The sequence below is a fragment of the Protofrankia coriariae genome (assembly GCF_001017755.1).
In the GTDB taxonomy this organism is placed as follows: Bacteria; Actinomycetota; Actinomycetes; order Frankiales; family Frankiaceae; genus Protofrankia; species Protofrankia coriariae.
Genome location: NZ_JWIO01000024.1, coordinates 19,247 through 40,383, shown reverse-complemented (window position 1 = coordinate 40,383; position 21,137 = coordinate 19,247). Strand labels below are relative to the sequence as shown.

The following is a 21,137-nucleotide window of genomic DNA, read 5'->3' as shown; positions in this document are numbered from 1 at the left end:
GCGGGCCGCGGGCCGGTGGGAGACCTCCGCACGGCCCGCGGCCCACGGGTCCGGGAGCCAGTCCAGCACCCACGCGCGGGACGTCCTGGCCGGCCGGCCGCGCGGACACTCCAGGGAGACTCAGGTGGCCGCTGCGCACACGATGCCCGACGAGATCGGCTTCGGCGGGTTCGGATCAGGAACAGATCTTCCCCCGCGGGCAGACCGGCATCCCGACATCGCCGAAGTGCTGGTCACCCCTGGTGACATCGCCGACAGGATCGGGGAGCTCGCCGCCCAGGTCGACGCCGACTACGCCGGCCGCGAGGTGCTGCTCCTCGGTGTTCTCAAGGGCGCGGTGATGGTGATGGCCGACCTTTCCCGGGCCCTGACCATACCGGTGACCATGGAGTTCATGGCCGTCTCGTCGTACGGCTCGGCCACCTCGTCCTCGGGTGTGGTGCGCATTCTCAAGGATCTGGACCGCTCGATCGAGGGGCAGGACGTGCTGGTGGTCGAGGACATCATCGACTCCGGCCTGACCCTGTCGTGGTTGCTGCGCAATCTGCGTTCGCGGGGGCCGGCGTCCCTGGAGGTGCTCACGCTGCTGCGCAAACCGGAGGCGCTGGCGGCCGACATCGACGTCCGGTACGTCGGCTTCGACATCCCGAGCGCCTTCGTCGTCGGCTACGGCCTGGACTACGCCGAGCGGTACCGTACGCTGCCCTATGTAGGGACGCTGAACACGGACGCGATCGAGCGTGGCGCCCGGTAGGCCTGGTCCGCACCGGCACGGGCGTCGCTGCGGACTGTGTTGATGATCTCGCGAATGATGGATCCGGCGGATCGACGGCGGCGGATCGTGCCACGAACCGCCCATTCGGGGCAGCGCGGTGGAACGGTACGCATCAGTTGCCCGTTGCTCGGATGTAGGCGCGGTAAGGCGCGCGTACCGGCGGTACCCTCGGCACAAGGGAATCCCGAACGAGGGCGGCACACACGTCAGGAGGGTGGAGCGCGCGTGTCCAGCGCTCCAGGCAGATGACTCCAAGAAGAATCTTCCGCGGCTGGGTGCCTCTGCTGCTCCTGGCCGTACTCGTGATCATTCTCGCGACCAATGTGCTGTCTGGCTCAGGCGAGTACACCAAACGTGACCTGAACTTCATTCAGCAGCAGATCGCCGAGGGGCAGGTCCAGGCTGCCACCATCCAGGACTCGAAGCAGCGCATCGAGATCACGACGAAGGACAAGTCCAAGTACGAGTCGTCCTACGTCACCGACCAGGCCGTAAAGCTCGCCGATGATCTGCGGGGTCACAACGTCCCCTACGAGGTCAAGGTCGAGCAGGGCAACATCATCGTGTCGCTGCTGCTCAACCTGCTGCCGGTGCTGCTGGTGGTGTTCCTGCTGTTCTTCTTCATGAACCAGATGCAGGGCGGCGGCAACCGGGTCATGAACTTCGGCAAGTCCAAGGCCAAACTGGTCAGCAAGGACACGCCGAAGACGACCTTCGCCGACGTGGCCGGCGCCGACGAGGCCATCGAGGAACTCCAGGAGATCAAGGAGTTCCTGGAGAACCCCGGCAAGTTCCAGGCGATGGGGGCCAAGATCCCCAAGGGTGTGCTGCTCTACGGGCCGCCCGGCACCGGCAAGACGCTGCTGGCCCGCGCGGTCGCCGGCGAGGCCGGCGTGCCGTTCTACTCGATCTCCGGCTCGGACTTCGTGGAGATGTTCGTCGGTGTCGGCGCGAGCCGCGTCCGGGACCTGTTCGAGCAGGCCAAGACCAACGCCCCGGCGATCATTTTCGTGGACGAGATCGACGCGGTGGGTCGCCACCGCGGAGCCGGGCTCGGCGGTGGCCACGACGAGCGTGAGCAGACCCTCAACCAGCTCCTGGTCGAGATGGACGGCTTCGACGTCAAGGGCGGTGTGATCCTCATCGCCGCGACGAACCGGCCCGACATCCTCGACCCGGCGCTGCTGCGCCCGGGCCGTTTCGACCGGCAGATCGTCGTCGACCGGCCCGACCTGCTCGGCCGTGAGGCGATCCTGAAGGTGCATGCCAAGGGCAAGCCGATCGAGCCGGACGTCGACATGCTGGTCATCGCGCGCCGGACCCCCGGGTTCACCGGCGCCGACCTGGCGAACGTGCTCAACGAGGCCGCGCTGCTCACCGCCCGGTCGGATCACAAGTTCATCTCCTCGGACCTGTTGGAGGAGTCGATCGACCGGGTGATGGCCGGCCCGGAACGCAAGAACCGGGTGATGAGCGACAAGGAGAAGAAGCGGATCGCCTACCACGAGGGCGGGCACGCGCTGGTCGGGCACGCACTGCCGAACAGCGACCCCGTCCACAAGGTCACGATCCTGCCCCGCGGGCGGGCTCTGGGCTACACCATGCAGCTCCCCCAGGAGGACCGCTACCTGCGCACCCGGTCGGAGATGCTGGACGACCTCGCGGTGTGCCTGGGCGGGCGGACAGCCGAGGAGCTGGTGTTCCACGAGCCGACGACGGGCGCCAGCGACGACATCGACAAGGCCACGAAGATCGCCCGTTCCATGGTCACCCAGTTCGGGATGAGCGACAAGCTCGGCGCGGTCAGGTTCGGTGGCGAGAGCAGCGAGGTCTTCCTCGGACGCGACATGGGCCATCAGCGCGACTACTCCGAGGAACTCGCCGCGGAGATCGACGCCGAGGTCCGCCAGCTGATCGACTCGGCGCACGACGAAGCCTGGGAGATCCTCGTCCGTTACCGGGACGTCCTGGACAACCTCGTCCTACGTCTCATGGACGTCGAGACGCTCGGCAGGGACGAGGTCATGGAGATCTTCGCGACCGTGGAGAAGCGGCCCAGCCGCGGCTCCTACACCGGCGTCGGCAAGCGTCTGCCGTCCGACCGGCCACCGGTGATGACCCCGGCCGAACTGGCTCTGCACAAGTCCGGCGACGTCACCGATCTCGTCACCGGCACCAGCACCGGGCAGCACGGCCGGACGAACGGAGCTGGCCGCGGCGGCAACGGTAACGGTTCCAGCACCCCTGGTGGGAATGGATCCACTACCACCCCGGTTGGCCCTGCTGACTCCTCGGTACCCGGGGAGGAGGACACCAGGGCGGGCTCCCCGGCGCCGTCGTCGCCCATCCCACGGATCTCGGACCCGTGGGCGCCCCCGAGCCTGCCGAACGACGACGACAGGGGACGCCGTTGACGACCGATTCCGACCTCGCACCTCCCAGCAGTGGACATACCTCCCTTTCCAGAGCCTCCGTGGACACCGTGGACGCGGCCACGCAGAACGTGAACGCCGGTACGGTTCCCGCCGCGGACGTCGCCCGCCAGCGGCGGGGNNNNCCCGCCAGCGGCGGGGACCGGATCTCGGGCCGCAGGCCGTCCGGCCGTTCGACCATGAGCGGGTCGCCCGCGCCGTCCGGGAGCTGCTGATCGGTATCGGCGAGGACCCGGACAGGGAGGGGCTGCGCAAGACCCCGGAACGGGTCGCCCGTGCCTACCGGGAGGCGGTCGAAGGCCTCGGGCGGGACCCCTCCGAGGTGCTGACCACCGTTTTCGACGAAGGCCACGAAGAGATGGTGCTGGTTCGCGACATCGACTTCACGTCGCTGTGCGAGCACCATCTGGTCGCGTTCGCCGGCAGGGCGCATGTGGCCTACATCCCGAACGAAAGCGGCCAGATCACCGGGCTGTCCAAACTCGCCCGGCTCGTCGACCTGTACTCGCGGCGCCCTCAGGTGCAGGAACGGCTGACGACCCAGATCGCCGACGCGCTGGAACAGGCCCTCTCCCCCAGAGGGGTCATGGTCGTGGTCGAGGCCGAGCATCTGTGCATGTCCATGCGCGGAGTCCGCAAGCCGGGCGCCCGCACGATGACGTCAGCGGTGCGCGGCCAGTTCCTGAGCACCGCGACCCGCAACGAGGGTATGTCGCTCATCCTCAGCCACCGCTGACCCGGCCACCGCTGGCTTCCCGCGGATGGCCCTTGGACGACGCCCCGGCCGTGTCTGACGGACGTTCTCGACCGCACGGGCGGCCGCCCCCCATCAGACACGGTCTCGCCCGTCCAGACACGGTCTACAGCCGGCAGGCCTGGATGGACGAGACGATGATGCCGCGTGCGCCGATCTCCCACAGGTCGTCCATCACCCGGTTGAGCTCCGTGTGCGGCACCATGGCGCGCACCGCGACCCAGCCCTCACGCTGCAACGGGGATATGGTCGGCGACTCGTAACCAGGGGTTATCTCGCAGGCTTTCTCAAGCACGGAGTTCGGGACGTCGTAGTCCATGATGACGTAACGTCGGGCAACCAACACACCCTGGATGCGGCGCAGCAGCCGTTCGTGTGCCGCGGTGAGGTCCAGCCCCTTCTTCACCACGACCACGGCCTCCGAGTACAGCACCGGTTCGCCCAGCAGCGTCAGCCCGTGGGCCCGCAGCGTGCGCCCGGTCTCCACCACGTCCGCGACGGCGTCGGCGACCCCGAGCCGGATGGCGGTCTCCACCGCGCCGTCCAGCCTGACGATCTGGGCGTCGACCCCGCGCCGGGCCAGGTCGGCGGTGACCAGCCCGGGGAAGGAGGTGGCGATCCGGGTGCCGGTCAGACCGTCGATGTCGGTCACACCCCCTTCCGGCACGGCGTAGCGGAAGGTCGAGAACCCGAAGCCCAGTGGCAGCAGCTCGTCGGCGGCGACGCCGCTGTCGATCAGCAGGTCGCGGCCGGTGATGCCGATGTCCAGCCGGCCGGCCCCGACGTAGACGGCGATGTCGCGCGGCCGGAGGAAGAAGAACTCGATGTCGTTCTCGATATCGGTGACGACCAGCTCCGCCGATTCGCGACGCGCCTGGTAACCCGCATCGACGAGCAACTGACTGGACGCGGTCGCCAGCGCCCCCTTGTTGGGCACCGCGAGTCGCAGCATCACAGCTCCCGTGTCACAGTCCGGCACCGAACGCGCACCGAAGGGTCGTTATCACAGTCTGGAGTATACGTCGTGCGGTGTCAGACCCACGGAAATCATCACCAGCTGACTCCAGTACAGCAGCTGTGACAGTTCCTCCGCGACCCGCTCCGCCCCCTCGTACTCCGCCGCCATCCAGGTTTCCGCGGCTTCTTCGAGGAGTTTCTTCCCGATGTGGTGAATTCCTTTGTCCAGCGCGTCCACGCTGCCGGATCCGAGCGTTCGTTCACGCCATTTTTCAGCCAGCTCAAGATATAGTTCGTCAAACGTTTTCATCGCTTCCCGGGCACCTTCCTTCCCACGGCCTTCCCGCCAGTCGCAAAAGTGATCGTTCTGGACGCTGGAAGGGCTGTCCACCACCCGGATCCCACTCCGGCCGGCGACCCAGGGACCTCGGCCTCCCGGACCACGCGCATGCTAACGCAGCACACTACGGCCCCGCGGGATACCCGGCCGCAGCATGATCACGCCCCCTTCGGCCCCACAACCCCCGAAACCCGGCCTCCGGCAGGATGGAGGGCAGTCGGCGCAGCCCGTGTGGATGCGGTTTACTGAACGACTGTGTTCTGCCCAGCGCTCGTCGCCACCGATCTCGACGGGACGCTGATCCGCACCGACGGCACGGTCTCGAAGCGCACCCGTGCCGCGCTGGACCGGGTCAGGAGCGCCGGGTCCGTCGTCATCTTCGTCACCGGCCGCCCGACCCGGGTCATGGCCGACATCGTGGCCCAGACCGGCACGTCGGGCCTGGCCATCTGCGCGAACGGCGCGCTCGTCTACGACCTGGACAACCACGCCACCCTCCGCCACCGCGTCCTGGACTCCGCCACCGCGCTCCACCTGGCCACCGAGATCAGGGCGATCGTGCCGGACGCCGCCTTCGCCGTGGAGAGCGGCACCCGCTTCGGCCGGGAACCGGCCTTCAGCACGATGTGGCCCGACCCGCACGAGGTCGTCGGGCACGTCACCGAACTGCTCACAGCCCTGCCCGCGACGAAACTGCTGGTCCGGCGCGCGCTGTCCGCGGGCAGCTTCGCCGACGTCCGCAGTGCCATCGTGGCCGCCGCCGGATCGACGGCCGTGGTCACCACGTCCAGCTACGATCTTGTGGAGATTGCCGGGGCGGGCGTGTCCAAGGGCGTCGCCCTGGCGGAGATCGCGGCCGGGTACGGCGTGTCCGCACGGCGCGCGATCGCCTTCGGTGACATGCCGAACGACCTGCCGATGTTCGCCTGGGCCGGCCACGCCGTCGCGGTCGCCAACGCCCACCCGGACGTCCTCGCCGCCGCCGACGAGATCACCGACTCCAACGACGCCGACGGCGTCGCCCACGTCCTCGAACGCCTCTTCCGCTGACCGCGCCGCCTTCCATCGGCCGCGTCACCCTGGCCGCGGCGGCGGGGCGGCGGGGTGGCGGCGGATGACGCCGAGGGCCGCCCCGGCGAACAGATCCTTTCCCCGGGAGCGAGGATGGATCCATGCCACATCTGTCACCAGCACATGCACCGGCGGTACTCCCGTGAGCGGCCCTGGAGGGACTGGCCCTGGAGGGGTCACCAGCGGGACGGGGCCGGATGCCGCCGGCACCCCGGCCCACGACATCGACGCCGAGTTCCTCGCACTGCCCCGGGCCGCCCTCGCCGACGCCGCCCTGCAGACCGCCCGTGACCTGGGCGCCACCCACGCCGACATCCGCATCGAACGGCTGCGCAACGCGTCGCTGTCCTTCCGGGACGCCGGCCTGGAAAGCCGCGCCGACGGCCAGGCGGTCGGCTTTGCCGTCCGGGTCGTACACAACGGGACGTGGGGGTTCGCCGCCGGTGTCGACCTCACCGTGGACGAGGCCGTCCGGGTGGCCCGGGAAGCGGTCGAGATCGCGCGGGTGGCGCGTCCGCTGAACAGCGAACCGGTGGAGCTGGCCGACGAGCCGGTGCACGCGGACGCGACCTGGGTGTCGGCCTACACGGTCGACCCGTTCGCCGTCGAGACGACCGAGAAGATCGAACGGGTCGGGGGGCTGTGCCGCACGCTGCTGGCCACCAGGGACGTCGACCATGTCGACGGCCGGCTCGGCCAGGTACTGGAGAACAAGTTCTACGCCGACCTCGCCGGGTCGAGCACCACCCAGCAGCGCGTCCGGGTGATCTGCCAGCTTGAGGCGACCCGGGTCGACCGCGCCGCCGGCGGCTTCGAGACCATGCGCACGATCGCCCCGCCGGTCGGCCGCGGCTGGGAGTGGCTGGTCGCCGGCCCCGCCGCGGGTTGCTGGGACTGGGACGCCGAGATCGAGCTGATCCCGTCCCTGCTCGCCGAGAAGGCCAAGGCGTCCTCGGTCGAACCGGGCCGTTACGACCTGGTGATCGACCCGTCGAACCTGTGGCTGACGATCCACGAGTCGATCGGGCACGCCACCGAACTCGACCGGGCGCTGGGCTACGAGGCCGCCTACGCCGGTACCTCCTTCGCCACCCTCGACAAGATCGGCACGCTGCGCTACGGCTCCCCCGCCATGCACGTCACCGGGGACCGCACCGCCCCCCACGGCCTGGCGACCATCGGCTACGACGACGAGGGCGTGCGGGCCGGGCAGTGGGACATCGTCCGCGCCGGCACCCTGGTCGGCTACCAGCTCGACCGCCGGATGGCGGCGCAGAACGCCGCCGCCCTGGGCACCGGACGTTCCAACGGCTGCGCGTTCGCGGACTCGCCCGGGCACGTGCCGATCCAGCGGATGGCGAACGTCTCGCTGCGGCCCGCGCCGGGCGGGCCGTCCACCGAGGAACTGATCTCCCGGGTGGACCGGGGGATCTACATCGTGGGTGACAAGAGCTGGTCGATCGACATGCAGCGGTACAATTTCCAGTTCACCGGCCAGCGGTTCTACGAGATCCGCGACGGCCGGATCGTCGGGCAGCTGCGCGACGTCGCCTACCAGGCGACCACCACCGACTTCTGGGGGTCGCTCGAGGCCGTGGGCGGCGAGTCGACCTACGTGCTCGGTGGGGCGTTCAACTGCGGCAAGGGCCAGCCCGGGCAGGTCGCGGCGGTCAGCCACGGCTCCCCCTCGGCGCTGTTCCGGAACGTCAACATCCTCAACACCCAGCGAGAGGCAGGCCGGTGACCGCACAGTCCCACGAGATCGTCGAACGGGCGCTGGAGTCGTCGCGGGCCGACGGGTGCGTGGTGATCGCCGGCGAGTCGAGCACGGTGAACCTGCGCTGGGCGAACAACACCCTGACGACCAACGGCGCGACCCGTGACCGGTCCGTCACCGTGATCAGCGTGGTGGGCCGGGCGTTCGGGGTCCGCTCGGCAAATAACATCACTGACAGCGACGATCTGGAGAAGCTGCTGCGCCTGTCCGAGGCGGACGCCCGGGAGGCCGAGGACGCCGACGACTACGCCGATCTGCTCGGCCCCGGCGCCGACGTCGGCGTGCCGCACTCCCCGGGCGAGACCGCGGTGGCCGCCGCCGAAGCTGTCGCGGAGGCCACCTTCGCCGATCCCGCGCAGCGCACCAGCACGGGTGTGTTCACCGAGTTCGCACGGGAGCTCGGTGAGGCGTTCGCCGCGGCGCGGGCGGACGGGCAGCGCCTGTTCGGTTTCGCCCAGCACGAGCTGACCACCACCTGGCTGGGCACCTCCGCGGGGCTGCGGCTGCGGCACAGCCAGCCGACCGGGTCGGTGGAGTGGAACGCCAAGAGCGCCACCCCGGCCGGCTCGGTGTGGCACGGCCAGTCAACCCACGACTTCACCGACGTCTCCGTGCCCGCCACCCACGCGCTGCTGCGCGAGCGCCTGGGCTGGAGCGCCCGCTCGGTGGAGCTGCCCGCTGGCCGCTACGAGACGTTGCTGCCGCCGTCGGCCGTCGCCGACCTGCTGACCTACACCTACTGGTCAGCCGCCGGCCGGGACGCCGCCGAGGGACGCACCGTGTTCAGCCGGGCCGGGGGCGGCACCCGGATCGGCGAGACCCTGGGCCCGGCCGGGCTGCACCTGTTCAGCGACCCGCTGGACCCGGAGCTGCCGGCGACCCCGTTCGTGATCGCCGGGGCGTCGTCGGCGACGTCGAGCGTGTTCGACAACGGGCTGCCGCTGCGGCGCACCGACTGGATCGTGGACGGCAGGCTGGCCGCGCTGATCCACACCCGCGCCTCGGCGCGCGACGCCACCGCCCGCGGCGACGGGAACGGCGGCAAGGTGGCGGTGACCCCGTTCATCGACAACCTGACCCTTGACGGTGGCGGGACGGCGTCCCTCGACGAACTGATCGCGAACACCTCGCGGGGGCTGCTGCTGACCTGCCTGTGGTACATCCGCGAGGTCGACCCGCAGCTGCTCCTGCTCACCGGGCTCACCCGTGACGGCGTCTACCTGGTGGAGGACGGCGAGGTCGTCGGCGCGGTCAACAACTTCCGGTTCAACGAGAGCCCGGTGGACCTGCTGGGCCGGCTCACCGAGGTCGGGGCGACGGTCCGGACGCTTCCCCGCGAGTGGGGGGACTGGTTCACTCTCGCCCGGATGCCGGCCCTGCGTGTCCCGGACTTCAACATGAGCTCGGTCAGCCCGGCAAGCTGACACCCCCGCGTCCCCGAAACGCCTGTCAGGTGACGCGGGCCCGTCCCGAAACGATCAGAAACACATGATCGGACGCTGTCGCATCATGAAAGTGAGGGAACAGGTGGCGCCATGACAGCCGCTTCCGCCCTCACTTTCATGAGCAGAACCGGACGCGCACGCCCGACTGCCTGACCGGTGTTCCAGGCGTTTGCTGTTCCAGCATTTCCGTCGTTCTGGCCGCGGCCGGCGTCCCCGCGTCCATGCATCCCCGCGCGGCCCCGCCACGACCGCCGGAGCCGNCCGCCGGAGCCGGCGGGGCCGGCGGAGCCGGCGGCGGGCAGGCCTCCCACGGGTTCGACACAGGCCGCCCACGGGGTTCACAGGTAGGCGCCGCGGCCGAACTGCTCGCCCTGCTGGGGGGCGCTGGGCAGGGCCCGCCGGCGTATCTCCTCCAGTTGGGCCCGGGCGGCCATCTGCTGGGCGAACAGCGCCGTCTGGATGCCGTGGAAGAGTCCTTCCAGCCATCCGACGAGCTGTGCCTGAGCGATCCGCAGTTCGGCGTCGCTGGGGGTCCGGGCGTCGCTGAAGGGGAGCGTGAGCCGGCCGAGCTCCTCGGCCAGCTCCGGGGCGAGCCCGTCGGAGAGCTCGGTGATCGCGTTACGGTGGATCTCCCGCAGGCGCACCCTGCTTGCCTCGTCCAGCGGCGCTGCCCGTACCTCCTCCAGCAACTGTTTGATCATTGAGCCGATCCGCATCACCTTGTCCGGCTGGGGGACCATCTCCATGAGCGCGCTCGCATGATCCTCGTCGTCCTCGGCCGCGGGCGACGCGGCCGGGTCGCCACCGAGCTGGGCGGCCACGACCCGCGAACGGGCAGCCGCGGTGCCCTCGTCCAGTGTTCCGTCCGGTCCGACGACCACGACCCGTGGGTCCGGTTGATCTGCCATACACCCATCCTGCCTGCTCGATCCGACAGGTATGCGGCCAGGACGGAAACGAGTCCGCAACTGGGCACCGTCAGCAACGGACGACCACCCACATCACTATCCGCCGCCAGCTCCGCCTTCCGCGGCCAGCGCGTTACGGGGCGTCCACGGCTACGAGATGTCCACGGCTACGAGATGTCCGTGGCTACGGAGTGTCCACGGCGAGCAGGACCTTGCCCACGTGGCCAAGCTCCTCGACGTGCCGGTGCGCGTCGGCGACCTTCTCGATCGGCACCACCTGGTCGATCACCGGACGGATCGCCCCGGCCTCGACCGCCGGCCAGATCCGCTCACGGACGTCCGCCACGATCGCGGCTTTCTGCTCGTCCGGCCGAGCCCGCAGGGACAGCGCGTGGACGCTCCCCCGCTTGGCCAGCAGCGCTGCCAGGTTCAGCTCGCCCTTGCGCCCGCCCTGCAGCCCGATGACGACGATGCGCCCCTCGACGGCCAGTGCCTCGACGTTGCGCGCCAGGTACGACCCGCCCATGTTGTCGAGGATCACGTCCGCGCCACGGCCGCCGGTGGCCTCCCGCACCCGGTCGACGAAGTCCTCGTCCCGGTAGGAGATGGCGAGATCGGCTCCGAGTTCGCGGACGCGCGCCAGCTTCGCCGGGCTGCCCGCGGTGGTCGCGATCGTCGACGACGGCCGCAGGGCCCGCACGGCCTGGATCGCGAACGTCCCGATCCCGGACGCCCCGCCGTGCACCAGGAACACCTCGCCGTCACGCAGATCGGCGACCCCGAACACCGTCGAGTGGACCGTGGCCGCGACCTCGGGCAGCCCGGCGGCCTCGAGCAGCGACACCCCGGCCGGCACCGGGAGCACGTGGCCGGCGGGGACGTTGGCCCTCGTCGCGTACCCGCCGCCGGCGAGCAGGGCGCAGACCTCGTCCCCCGGCTGCCAGGCGGTCACCCCGGCGCCGACCGCGGCGACCCGGCCGGAGCACTCCAGCCCCAGCACGGCGGACGCGCCCGGCGGCGGCGGGTAGAAGCCCTGGCGTTGCAGCAGGTCGGCGCGGTTGACCGCGGAGGCGACCACGTCGATGGCGATCTCACCCGGGCCAGGCGGGGCGAGGTCGTCCACCTCCGCCCAGGACATGACCTCGGGAGCACCGAAAGACGCCACTGTCACCGCACGCACCAACCCACCGTATCCACGCCCGCCCACCCGCGCACAGCAGATCCGCCGTCGTCCGCCGTGGGGCAGCCGTCATACGGCCACCCGCCCGCGCACCGCGTCCACCCGCACCCACGATCATCAACCGGCCGCGGGAACAGGCGTCCCCCGGCAGGAACGCGGCCCACCGGGCTTCGGTTTTCCGAACCGTGCCGAAGTCCGCTCAGGACCACTGGCCCCGACAACCGGGAGGGGTCCCGAGACGACTGATTTTTTCTGGTCGAGAACCGATTACGGACGATCAGCAATTGGGCATTCACAATGACGAAAATCGCCATCCGCATACGGGCGGAAAACGGTTTGGATCAGCCTTTACTGATATCGTGCTCCCACGGTCTCCGCGTTCAGAAGTCCTCAGGAAGACGGTACGGAAGGGTTTCGTTACCGTACGGGCCGCCATACGGAAGATCAGGGACTAGCCCGAGACCAGTCGCAGTACGGCGGCTCCGTCGGAAGACCATCCGGCCAACTGGACCGAAACCGTCCCGGGTTCCGGAGCCGGCGGCCCCTGCACTTTACCGGGAGCGCAGAATCCGCTGCGGAAACCACCGCCGCGGAGAAACGTGAAAATGGTACCGCAGGTGCCTTTGAGGGTGCCGGACGCCTGCCCGCCATTCGCCAGGCTCAGCTCGAAGTCGAGTCCGTCGGGACTCACCTTGGTCACGGAAAGAGCGTCGGGGCCGACCGCGATGTCGACCGGCCCGTGCACGGACACCTCGCAGGTGCCGTCCACACAGGCTTCGAACCGTGTGCCGTCGACCGCGTTTAACGGCGGAGGCGACGGAACGGCTCTGGCGACAGGCGAGGTGATAACGGGAACGACGATGGACGCCGTGGTGGCGGCAGGTGAGGTGACAGGAGGCACGATGGTGGGCACCGCGGTGGTGACAGGGACGGTTATGGCAGGGGCGCTGGTGGACGTCGCGACGGTAGCGACCTGGGAGCCGCAGCCAGCTATGGAAAGTGCCGCGAGAAGTACGCATCCCACACGCCCGCGAGGTCCCGGGGTCAACACGGAGCCACCGTTTCGACAGGCCATCATCGATTACTGGTCCTCTCGCTCTGTCACCGGCCATCCGGCGCGCTGGCGACGATGCGGCGTACTCGCCAGCCGCACTCCCGCGAGCCCACACCGTTGGTTGCCGGCTGATCCGCCTACATCATGTCCGGTCAACGGTGTCATAAAGTAGTTGCCATGTGGTGGCTATTGTGACAACAGTGACTTTTCTCGACGCCGCACCTTGGCGTCCTGGCGAGCGAATGGCCGGATGACAAGCGCTCCCCGGATGACGGGGAAGAGCCCGAGCGGCTGGAACAAGCCGATGGACCGCGCGGAGACAAAGTTGACCAATCCGTTGAGCACAGTGATCGGCTCGACGATGACGATGACAATGACGAAGCGGATTCATGACAGCCGGTGGGGCAGCATGACCGCGCATGCCAGCGGCGCCCCGGCCAGCACGAGGAACACCAGCGCGGCGATGCCGAGCAACCCGGCCTCGCCGGAATCGGCGTGGCCATCCGCGGCAGTGGTGCCGAACAGCAGGACGAATGCTCCGCCCGCGATACCGAGCGCCGTCCGTATGAACATCGCCGTTCCGGCGGCCCGCCACCCGGGCCGGCGCACTCGCGTACATTTCGATCGCGTACATTTCGAAGAAACGCGACCTCGACGACCCGACCCGTGCACCGCGGGAGGCGCCAACCTCGCCGGTACACGCCTTCCCGCTCGTCGATGACGACCGTAACAACCCTGCCCTGACACCATGGGAACGGCAGACTCTCCTGGGTGGCCGAGAGTCTGCCGCACGTCGCCATCGTCCGGCGTCCCAATATCGAGAAAAATACCGTGGAGACCTGCCTGGAACGAGTCCGGCAGAAGTACCGCGGCAAGGGGTGCCTCATAAAAAGCCCGAGCGACTACGTCAGACGTGTAAAAGAAAACCCGATCCGCGGCGACCTGCCGTGGACGACGACGGCGGCTCCGGCACGTGACGTCGTCACCCATGCTGATCGGCTGGCCCGATGAAGCCCAGATGGCCACCGGGTGGCATGCGAGCCGCCCCGGACGGCCCGGGCACGGATCAGACGGGTTCGGGCTCGGGCTCGGGCTCGGTCGGAGCGGGTTCGGTGTAGGGGGAGGGCTCGTGCGGGGCGGGCGGCAGATCGGGCGTAGTGGGAAGCAGCGGAGCGGGGTCGTCCGGGATCGGAGCGTCCGGATCAAGCGGAGGCGGTGGGGCAGGCCGATGCACACGGACGTCCCGGCGAGCCACAACGACTTCGTGCGAAGCACCCATATGCGCCGGCATACCCCGACCGGTGCCCCACGGAAACATCGTTACGTCATCCGGCAACAGTCCGCGGACAGGATGAGGGAGTGAATCACCCGATCCCGGCCGGATGATGACCAAATCGTGGCGATGGCCGAATTGGACGGACCCGCCGCAGCCCATAGGCTGCGCGCCGGACATACTTCTCTCATCCTGCCACCGGGCGAGATCCACACATGTGGCGCATCGCCCATCGGACGAGCTTCAGGAGCACGCCGGTTGGAACGGGACGGCGACACCATCGAAGCGGGCGGTGCCGCGGGTACCTCCGTGGTACCGGCGGACCCCGTGTCACCGGATGCCCCTGTGGCACCCGATGATCCCGTAGTACCAGATGGCCACGTCGGTGACCGCGCCCGTACCCGCCCGGCAGCCGTGGACGGTGGCCCCGACGGCCACGACGACCCCTGTACCCCCCATGGCCCCGATAGTCACGGCGACCCCGGTGGCCCCGGTGGCCCGGCCGCGGAGTTCCACGCCTTCTTCGAGCGGCACCATCGCCAGCTGTCCCGGCTCGCCTATCTGCTGACCAACGACCATGACGCCGCCGACGACATCACCGCCGACGCGTTCACCGCCGCCTGGCGGCGCTGGGACAGGGTCCGCCAGGCCGACAGCCCGCTGGCCTACCTCAGACGTACCGTCGCGAACATGGCCGCGAGCCGGCTACGGCGGATCATGCGCGAGCGGCATGGCCTCGGCATTCTCGGCAGCCTGGCCGAGACCCGCAGCACCGACACCGACGTGCCGGCCGTCGTCGACGTCCGGACGGCGTTGATGTCGCTGGCGGCCGGCAAACGGGAGTGCCTGGTGCTCCGGTACGCCTTCGACCTCTCCGAGGACGAGACCGCCCGCACCCTGGGGATCTCCGTCGGCACGGTCAAGAGCCAGACCTCGAAGGGCGCCGGTGAGCTGGAGCGCATCCTGCTGGCGGGCACACGCGACAACGCGCGTGGGAGCGCCCGGGGGCCGCAGGCCCCGCCGGCGGCGGATCCCGTGGCACGACTGGGCAGGAAGCATCCCGAGGCGCGCAAGGGGCTGCCACGCCGGCGGCGCGACGTCGATCCGCGGGCTCGGCTGCGGGGTGGGGAGGCGACATGACAGGCGGTCGCCGCTGCACCGGCCGTCGCCACCGCGGACACACCCTCGTGGAACCGGGGCCGTGGCTGTCCGAGACGCTCACGGACGCGGCGAACGCACACGAGCCGGACAGCGCGCGGATCCGCGGACGCGTTGTCGGGCCGGGCCGTGAGACCCGCCCACCGCTGGCCCACGCTGCCGGCCGTCGCTCCGAAAGCCCGGATCGGCTGCCTCGTGACCAGCGACGGCGGCAGGGTCTGGAGCGGCAGGGCCTGGAGCGGCAGGGCCTGGAAAGGACGGCCCCGCGGGGAAGAAGGCCGGGGAGACCGCCGGCCGTTTCCTCCCGATCCGCGACGATTACCCTGGGTGCCGTCGCCGGCGTGCTCGGCGTCGTGGCGATCACACTGATCGGCATCCGGACGGTCCCGTCACGCAATAATGATCATTCTATGTCGGCCACGGCGCTTCCGGTACCGCCGCCCGCTTCCGCGACCGGGGTCACCCTGCCCCTGCCCATCCCCTCGCAACAGCCCGCGTCGGCTGGGCCGACGTCACAGACCACACCCGACCCGGCCGCCGCGCCTCCGTCACCCCGAGCACCGGCGGACAAGGCGCCGCGGGTCCAGCTCAGTGTCGGCCCGACGCCCCCGGAACGGATCATTCTGCCGACCCCGGGCGCCCGGGACTGGGTCCTTTACGGGAACGGCGCGAACAGATCCACCGAGCGGGTACGCGCGAACCTGGCAGAACCGATCATTGGCCGGCTCAATGTGTCCGGCAGCGACCCGACGGTGGTCGCCGCTACCAGCCGGTTCGACTGGAGCGCGGGCAGCCCGCAGCGGACGGGCCGCAACTATGCCGACGCCCTGGCGCTGCGGGACTCCGGCAGGTTCCGGCTTGTCGTCCCGACGGCCGGCCAGGCCGGCCGTCTGAGCCTGTACCTGGGCACGCTGGGGGTACGGGGCGTGGTGCGGGCCGGCATCGACGGGCAGGATGTCTCGTCTGTCGTCGTGCAGTCGGGCCATTCGAGCAGATGGGTGGGTTCGGTAGTCGAGATCGACTTCGACCCGGGCTCGAGTGGAGACATCCTGACCGTCGAGGTGTCTGCCCGGGCAGAGCCCGATTCAGATGACGCAGACGATCGCGACTACTCGAACAATCGTGACAAGCAGGACGAACGGCGCGACCTGGACGGGCAGGGCAGCCCCGGCGGCGGCAGGTTGTCCAGGCCGCAGCAGGTCCAGGCGGCGCCCCCGGGGCAGATCTCGCTTGCCGCGGCTGTCCTCTCCGGCCGCCGGTGAGCCGTTCTCGACGTCGAAAAAAATGTTCCGGACGCGGCAACCCCGCCAGGCTCCCGGGCGACTGGACATATGAACGTGCGGACAGCTCCGCTGCGCTCAGGACCGGTGATCTCTCGGCTGACCAAAGCGCTGTTTCCGAACGTTCCGGCTCGCCCGTTCCCCGCTAACCCCCCCCAGCCGGGGCGGGCGAGCCGTACTTGTCAACCCGTCCGACAGCCACGCCGGGCACGAACGGATGTAGCGTCGCAGACGTGCGCCGAATCCTCTTCTCGCCCTCCTGGATCCTGCGTCACGCGCTCGCACTTTTCATGATCGCCCTGTTCGCCAGGCTCGGGTGGTGGCAGTGGGAGAAGGGGCAGTCCGGTCGCGGGACCCTGCAGAACCTCTTCTACGGTGTGGAATGGCCGATCTTCGCCGCGGCCGTGATCTTCGGCTGGTGGCAGATGGTGCGCGAGGAACTTCGTCCAGGATCGGCGAAGAGGGCTCCCGCGGCCGGTGAGGCGGCCCGTCCCGGCACGGACGGACAACCATGGAACGAACGCCACGGGCCTGGTGGGCCGGGCGGGTCCGGCACTGACGGTTCGCCCAGCAACGGCTTTGGCGACGATGAGGAGGATGACGAGGAGTTGGAGGCGTACAACCGCTACCTTGCCTCGCTCTACGAGCGGGACACGCCGTCCGGATCGGGGACACGGTGACACCGCCCACCAAGGAGGACGCCCGGGGCCCAGCCCCGGGACCGGAGCCCACGGCAGGCCCTGGAAGGGCGGAAACGACGGCGAGCGGCGCCGGCGCCGGTTCCGCCTCGGACTCCGGGCGCTTCAGCGAGCGCGCGGTCCGTCGTGCGCTGCTGCGCTTCCGGGTGATCGCCTATCTCGTCGGTGTGGGGCTGATCACACTCGTGCTGGTGGGCGTGCCGCTGAAGTACCTGGCGGACGCCCCGGCGCTCGCCGAGACCGTCAGCCCCGTCCACGGGCTCCTGTTCATGATCTATCTCGCCCTGACCGCGGACCTGTCGTCCCGATGCCGGCTGGGCACCGTGCCGACCCTGTGGGTCATGCTGGCCGGCACGATTCCCTTCCTGTCGTTCGTGGCGGAGCGCCGGGTCACCCGCACGGTGCTCGAACGACAGCGGTCCACTCACGGCACGTGAGACCTTTTCACAACGTAACGACAACAACCGCCGGACGTGATGTCACGCAACGCTAATAACCAATGCTGACGTCCGTCCGGCGGCGGAAACATTACGACTAAGAGCACCTGATGTTGGAGAAGCCCCGCTCCGCGCCCTGAATCCTATTGTCACAACCGACCACGTTCTGGGTGCTGTCGCCGTTGTGGATATAAACCCCGAACCCTCCGCCGTTCACCGCGAGCGAATTGTTCCGGATGATGTTCCGTCGTCCCCAGCCGGCGGACTCGACGTGGGTCTGGATACCGTCCTTGATGCTTCCGCCGCCCCGGCCGGTGTTGTCCACGACGGTCCACCCGTTACCCTTGAGGTCGATCCACGAGTCGGCCTCGACCAGTCTGTCGGCGGACAGCGTGTTCCCGGAGATGATGCCGCCGGTGGTGCCTTCCTTGATGTCGATGTTCTCCGACGTCGTGCCGGCGATGTCATTCCCGATGATCGAATTCCGGTCGCTGTTGTCCGGGCTGCAGTTCGAGTACTTGCACCAGTTGCTGCTGGCGCTACCGACGTAGACACCTTCGCCGAACTTCTCCGAGCGGTTCCCGGTGTTCCGGATGACGTTCCTGGTCACCAGATTGTCGGAGCTGAAGGAACGCAGGTGGATGGCCTCGTCCCCGATGGCGCTCACACTGAGCCCGGCAATGATGCCGTACTGGACGCCGTCCGCCATCACGCCCTTCTTGCCATTGCGGACGCTGAAACCCGACAGGCGGACGTAGGAGGCATGGTCGATGTGCAGGATGTAGTCGGTGTCGTCCTGGCCGTCCAGCACGGCGTTGCGCGAACCGCACAGCCAGATCGGCTGTGCTGCCGTGCCCGATCTGGCGATGGTGAAGCCGCCGGCGTATGTGCCGTCGGCCAGTCGGATGACCGCGCCGGGCTTCGCCGACGCCAGCTCTGTCTTGAGGTCACCGGCGTTACGGACGGTGGGCTCACCTGCCGGACAGGTCACCTCCTGGCTGCCGGGCTGAGGCCCGCCGCCCTGGGTGACGGCCGGCCCGGCCCCGGCGGCGGACGCCCGCGGGGAAGCCTCGGAAGCTGCCGAGCCCGTGGCTGGCGGCGCCTGCGAGCTCGCCGTTTTCGTGCCGCCCTGGCAGGCGGCGACCGTCACCGCGCACGCGAGTGCCACCGTCACCGTCACGTACTGACCCCAACGCCTGCGGGTGCCCCGGGAAGCCGGCCCTGTCGAGGGGCCGGCCGTCCCGGTAGGGACCCCCGCAGGAGGGATCGTCACAGTGGATCCCTCCTGGTGTAACGGTCACGATCTTTCCCATTGTAGGAAATCATCGCTCGCGATCCGACGGTGTCGTATTTCACCACCGCGGCACCTTCGCGATCGCCCTGGATCGTGGCGTCATCCGCCTCCGGGTCGCCCTCATAAAAACGATCATCTGGAAGCCGGTCGTTCCGGGCCTGCGGATATCCCTGTGGCACGGCGGCGCTGGTGGGGCCACCTCCACGGAAATCGTCATCCTCGCCCTCGGCGAACCGCTCGAAGAGATCGTCAGGATACCGTGCCGCACGGTCACGCAGGTAACGCAGGCCGTCCATGGTCGGGTTGTCGTCCTGGTTGGCCCGGGCACCATCACGACCACGCCCGCTGAACGCCCTGTCGGAGCTGCCGCTGCCGGGCCCCGCCTGCCGGCCGGCTGGGCCGGGCGGCGGCGCGGACGCGGCGGGCCAGGACTGGTCGCCGTACCGCGGCTGGGATGCAGGCGGATACTCCTGCGCGGCGGCGCCGCGGTAGGTGGTCGTCCGCTGGGCGCCCTGGCCGGGTACCAACGGTGTCCGTCCACGGTCCCCGGGGCGCGGAGGCATGGGGATCACCTCGGTCGCCTCGACCAGTTCCAGCCGCTCGACGGCGGCCTGCAGGCCGGCCGGGCCGGCCGCGGCCGCAGCCGGCTGCGGGCCAGCCGGAGCAGCAGCCACGCTGGTCATACGCCGTACCAGCAGATCGGACTCGGGATAGGGGTGTTCGTTGGCCGCGCGCTTGCGCCAGCGCCGGCCGGTACGCCAGCCAAGAATCGGCAGCAGTGCCATGAACGACCAGACGAACAGGGCCGGGTGCCGTTCAAAGATCGCGTACCACGGGCGTTCGAGCCGGGGAATCCACTTCGACGTGTCGTTGCTCTTCACGGCCGCGGCGGTGATCCCGACGGCTTTGCGGATGTCGACGGCTCGCCAACCCCGGCCGGCCAGTGTGTTGTTGCCCACGGTCGTGCCGTCAGACTGGCCGCGTATGGTCACCGCGAACTCGGTCGAGCCGGATATCTTGTTACGGCTGATGATGTTCGTTGCGGCGTCCTGGGTGATGATCCCCATCCGCCCGTCGGCGAGCGTGTTGGTGGTGACGGCCGTCCGCTTGGCGTCCGGGCCGATCTGCAGGGCGGAGTCGACCACGCCTCCGACGGTGTTGTCGAGGATCTGGGTGCCGTTCGCACCGCTCTTGACCACGACGCCCACCTGGCTGCCGGACACCTTGTTGCCGCGTACGACGGTGTCCTCACCGCCGAGGACCCGGACCCCGTAGCGCCCGTTGCCGCTCAGCGTGTTCGCCTCGATGACGGTTCCCTTGATCTGGTTGATCTGGACGCCGGTGGCGGTGGCGACGATGCCGATACCGCGGCCGTCCAGCGTGATCCCGTCACCGCTGTTGTCCGTGATCGTGCTGCGCATGACCCGGGAGCCGGAGGCGCGGTCGATGGTGATGCCGTCGCCGTGGTTGCCGGTGGAGGTGCTGCCGGAGATGAGGGTGCTGACCGCGTCCCGGTGGATCGCCAGGCCGGCCCGGTCGTTGCCCTCCAGCCGCACATTGATCATCTGGATGCCCTCGCTACCGGAGATGTAGGCACCCCAGACGTTGTTGACGAACGTGGAGTTGGCCGCGCCACCGGTGCTGGGCTCGCCCTTGCTACCCGTCCAGGCCACACCGCCGGTACGGCCGCTCCAGAAGCCCAGGTTGGACGCCCGGGCGTTGCGCACGACCAGTTCGCCACCCATCGTGCGGATGTAGGCGCGCCCGTCCACCGCGTTGACGTCGGGCTTGAGCTCCTTGATGTCCCAGCCGGTGACGTTCAGTGGCTGCTGCGCGTTACCGTTGATCTCGATGGCGCCACGCCAGCTGGTGAGTCCGACGAATCCCGCCGAGCTGCTGGCGAGCCGCAGTGACCCGGCCCGCTGATCGATGACCAGACGGGCGTCCGGCCCGACCACGATGTTGGTCAGCACCAGGGTGGCGCCGTCGACCTCACGGCGCATGCCACCGGCGGCGGCAACCTCCTCGATCGTGTAGGGAGCCGGCCGGGCGGGCAGCAGCAGGGTTGGCAGGCTGCCCTGGGTCTGCACCATGGCAGGTGCCCGCAGCACCCCGAACTTCTCGAACGTCGACCGCAGGCGGATGTCCTCGGCGTCGACGAGCAGGGCCTGCTTCTTGGCGTCCGCCGAGGTGACCGGGGGCAGCGGCGACGGGGGCGCGGCCTTCGCGGGGCCGGCCACGCCGATCAGGATGGAGGCGGCCCCGAGAAGGACACCCGCGCACACGCCACCGCTCAGGACACGA

Annotated in this window: 18 protein-coding genes and 1 pseudogene (1 of these 19 cut by a window edge); 11 read left to right on the top strand and 8 right to left on the bottom strand. The window is 69.5% G+C overall.

From position 1 onward, the window contains the following. The 3 genes and pseudogenes from hpt to folE all read left to right on the top strand — a co-directional run. Positions 1-754: the 3' end of a hypoxanthine phosphoribosyltransferase gene (gene hpt, locus FrCorBMG51_RS15110; protein ID WP_047223727.1), read on the top strand. Its footprint begins 1,094 nt before the window's first position; the window shows 754 of its 1,848 coding nt (coding positions 1,095-1,848); the start codon falls outside the window, past its left edge; it ends in the stop codon at positions 752-754. Between the two features lie 266 nt (positions 755-1,020). Further along, a complete protein-coding gene (gene ftsH, locus FrCorBMG51_RS15105; protein ID WP_047223703.1) occupies positions 1,021-3,189 on the top strand; it encodes an ATP-dependent zinc metalloprotease FtsH in 2,169 nt (722 codons plus the stop codon). A gap of 172 nt (positions 3,190-3,361) precedes the next feature. Further along, a pseudogene (gene folE, locus FrCorBMG51_RS15100) lies at positions 3,362-3,943 on the top strand (GTP cyclohydrolase I FolE); the annotation flags it as partial. 124 nt (positions 3,944-4,067) lie between these two features. On the opposite strand, the gene hisG reads toward folE, so the two are convergent. Continuing rightward, a complete protein-coding gene (gene hisG / locus FrCorBMG51_RS15095; RefSeq protein WP_047223725.1) occupies positions 4,068-4,913 on the bottom strand; it encodes an ATP phosphoribosyltransferase in 846 nt (281 codons plus the stop codon). Positions 4,914-4,964: 51 nt separating this feature from the next. Further along, positions 4,965-5,312, bottom strand: coding sequence for a phosphoribosyl-ATP diphosphatase (locus FrCorBMG51_RS15090; protein ID WP_235433603.1), 348 nt, complete (start codon positions 5,310-5,312; stop codon positions 4,965-4,967). Positions 5,313-5,513: 201 nt separating this feature from the next. On the opposite strand from FrCorBMG51_RS15090, the gene FrCorBMG51_RS15085 reads away from it, so the two are divergent. The 3 genes from FrCorBMG51_RS15085 to FrCorBMG51_RS15075 all read left to right on the top strand — a co-directional run bounded on the left by FrCorBMG51_RS15085 (position 5,514) and on the right by FrCorBMG51_RS15075 (position 9,530). Continuing rightward, positions 5,514-6,308, top strand: coding sequence for an HAD family hydrolase (locus FrCorBMG51_RS15085; RefSeq protein WP_047223701.1), 795 nt, complete (start codon positions 5,514-5,516; stop codon positions 6,306-6,308). Positions 6,309-6,552: 244 nt separating this feature from the next. Next, positions 6,553-8,073 carry a TldD/PmbA family protein gene (locus tag FrCorBMG51_RS15080; RefSeq protein WP_047223724.1) on the top strand — a complete coding sequence of 507 codons (1,521 nt, stop codon included), beginning with the start codon at positions 6,553-6,555 and terminating at the stop codon, positions 8,071-8,073. After that, entirely contained in the window at positions 8,070-9,530 is a 1,461-nt protein-coding gene (locus FrCorBMG51_RS15075) for a TldD/PmbA family protein (protein WP_047223700.1), read from the top strand. Before FrCorBMG51_RS15080 ends, FrCorBMG51_RS15075 begins: the two co-directional genes overlap by 4 nt. 359 nt (positions 9,531-9,889) lie before the next feature. Here FrCorBMG51_RS15075 and FrCorBMG51_RS15070 read toward each other — a convergent pair whose 3' ends face one another. The 4 genes from FrCorBMG51_RS15070 to FrCorBMG51_RS15055 form a co-directional block, all read right to left on the bottom strand. Beyond that, complete coding sequence (locus FrCorBMG51_RS15070) at positions 9,890-10,459, bottom strand: bacterial proteasome activator family protein (RefSeq protein ID WP_047223699.1); 570 nt, start codon at positions 10,457-10,459, stop codon at positions 9,890-9,892. 184 nt (positions 10,460-10,643) lie between these two features. Beyond that, the gene (locus tag FrCorBMG51_RS15065; RefSeq protein ID WP_217699214.1) at positions 10,644-11,630 is read right to left on the bottom strand and encodes an NAD(P)H-quinone oxidoreductase; all 987 of its coding nucleotides are present in this window, start codon (positions 11,628-11,630) and stop codon (positions 10,644-10,646) included. Between the two features lie 460 nt (positions 11,631-12,090). Further along, on the bottom strand, positions 12,091-12,408 hold the full coding sequence (locus tag FrCorBMG51_RS15060; RefSeq protein ID WP_076842313.1) for a hypothetical protein: 318 nt from the start codon (positions 12,406-12,408) through the stop codon (positions 12,091-12,093). 672 nt (positions 12,409-13,080) lie between these two features. Continuing rightward, the gene (locus tag FrCorBMG51_RS15055) at positions 13,081-13,266 is read right to left on the bottom strand and encodes a hypothetical protein (protein ID WP_139342128.1); all 186 of its coding nucleotides are present in this window, start codon (positions 13,264-13,266) and stop codon (positions 13,081-13,083) included. 198 nt (positions 13,267-13,464) lie between these two features. Here FrCorBMG51_RS15055 and FrCorBMG51_RS28350 point away from each other — a divergent pair, with 198 nt between their 5' ends. From FrCorBMG51_RS28350 to FrCorBMG51_RS15030, 5 genes are all read left to right on the top strand, one after another. Beyond that, positions 13,465-13,704: a hypothetical protein gene (locus FrCorBMG51_RS28350; RefSeq protein ID WP_139342129.1), complete on the top strand. Its 240-nt coding sequence runs from the start codon at positions 13,465-13,467 to the stop codon at positions 13,702-13,704. 676 nt (positions 13,705-14,380) lie between these two features. Continuing rightward, positions 14,381-15,106 (top strand): SigE family RNA polymerase sigma factor, encoded by a 726-nt coding sequence (locus FrCorBMG51_RS15045; protein ID WP_235433602.1) that lies wholly within the window; start codon positions 14,381-14,383, stop codon positions 15,104-15,106. Further along, the gene (locus tag FrCorBMG51_RS15040; RefSeq protein WP_157180516.1) at positions 15,103-16,386 is read left to right on the top strand and encodes a hypothetical protein; all 1,284 of its coding nucleotides are present in this window, start codon (positions 15,103-15,105) and stop codon (positions 16,384-16,386) included. Before FrCorBMG51_RS15045 ends, FrCorBMG51_RS15040 begins: the two co-directional genes overlap by 4 nt. Before the next feature lie 251 nt (positions 16,387-16,637). Further along, entirely contained in the window at positions 16,638-17,084 is a 447-nt protein-coding gene (locus FrCorBMG51_RS15035) for a hypothetical protein (RefSeq protein ID WP_047223693.1), read from the top strand. Next, positions 17,081-17,539 carry a DUF3817 domain-containing protein gene (locus FrCorBMG51_RS15030; protein WP_086055476.1) on the top strand — a complete coding sequence of 153 codons (459 nt, stop codon included), beginning with the start codon at positions 17,081-17,083 and terminating at the stop codon, positions 17,537-17,539. Before FrCorBMG51_RS15035 ends, FrCorBMG51_RS15030 begins: the two co-directional genes overlap by 4 nt. Before the next feature lie 97 nt (positions 17,540-17,636). Here FrCorBMG51_RS15030 and FrCorBMG51_RS15025 read toward each other — a convergent pair whose 3' ends face one another. Next, positions 17,637-18,812 carry a right-handed parallel beta-helix repeat-containing protein gene (locus tag FrCorBMG51_RS15025; RefSeq protein ID WP_047223692.1) on the bottom strand — a complete coding sequence of 392 codons (1,176 nt, stop codon included), beginning with the start codon at positions 18,810-18,812 and terminating at the stop codon, positions 17,637-17,639. After that, positions 18,809-21,118, bottom strand: coding sequence for a right-handed parallel beta-helix repeat-containing protein (locus tag FrCorBMG51_RS15020; RefSeq protein ID WP_052914703.1), 2,310 nt, complete (start codon positions 21,116-21,118; stop codon positions 18,809-18,811). Before FrCorBMG51_RS15020 ends, FrCorBMG51_RS15025 begins: the two co-directional genes overlap by 4 nt. Positions 21,119-21,137: the final 19 nt, after the last annotated feature.

Excerpts from the sequence above, each read along its gene's own strand:
- ftsH (WP_047223703.1), top strand. The coding sequence starts at position 1,021 with ATGACTCCAAGAAGAATCTTCCGCGGCTGGGTGCCTCTGCTGCTCCTG.
- hisG (WP_047223725.1), bottom strand. The coding sequence starts at position 4,913 with ATGCTGCGACTCGCGGTGCCCAACAAGGGGGCGCTGGCGACCGCGTCC.
- FrCorBMG51_RS15070 (WP_047223699.1), bottom strand. The coding sequence starts at position 10,459 with ATGGCAGATCAACCGGACCCACGGGTCGTGGTCGTCGGACCGGACGGA.
- FrCorBMG51_RS15055 (WP_139342128.1), bottom strand. The coding sequence starts at position 13,266 with ATGTTCATACGGACGGCGCTCGGTATCGCGGGCGGAGCATTCGTCCTG.
- FrCorBMG51_RS15040 (WP_157180516.1), top strand. The coding sequence starts at position 15,103 with ATGACAGGCGGTCGCCGCTGCACCGGCCGTCGCCACCGCGGACACACC.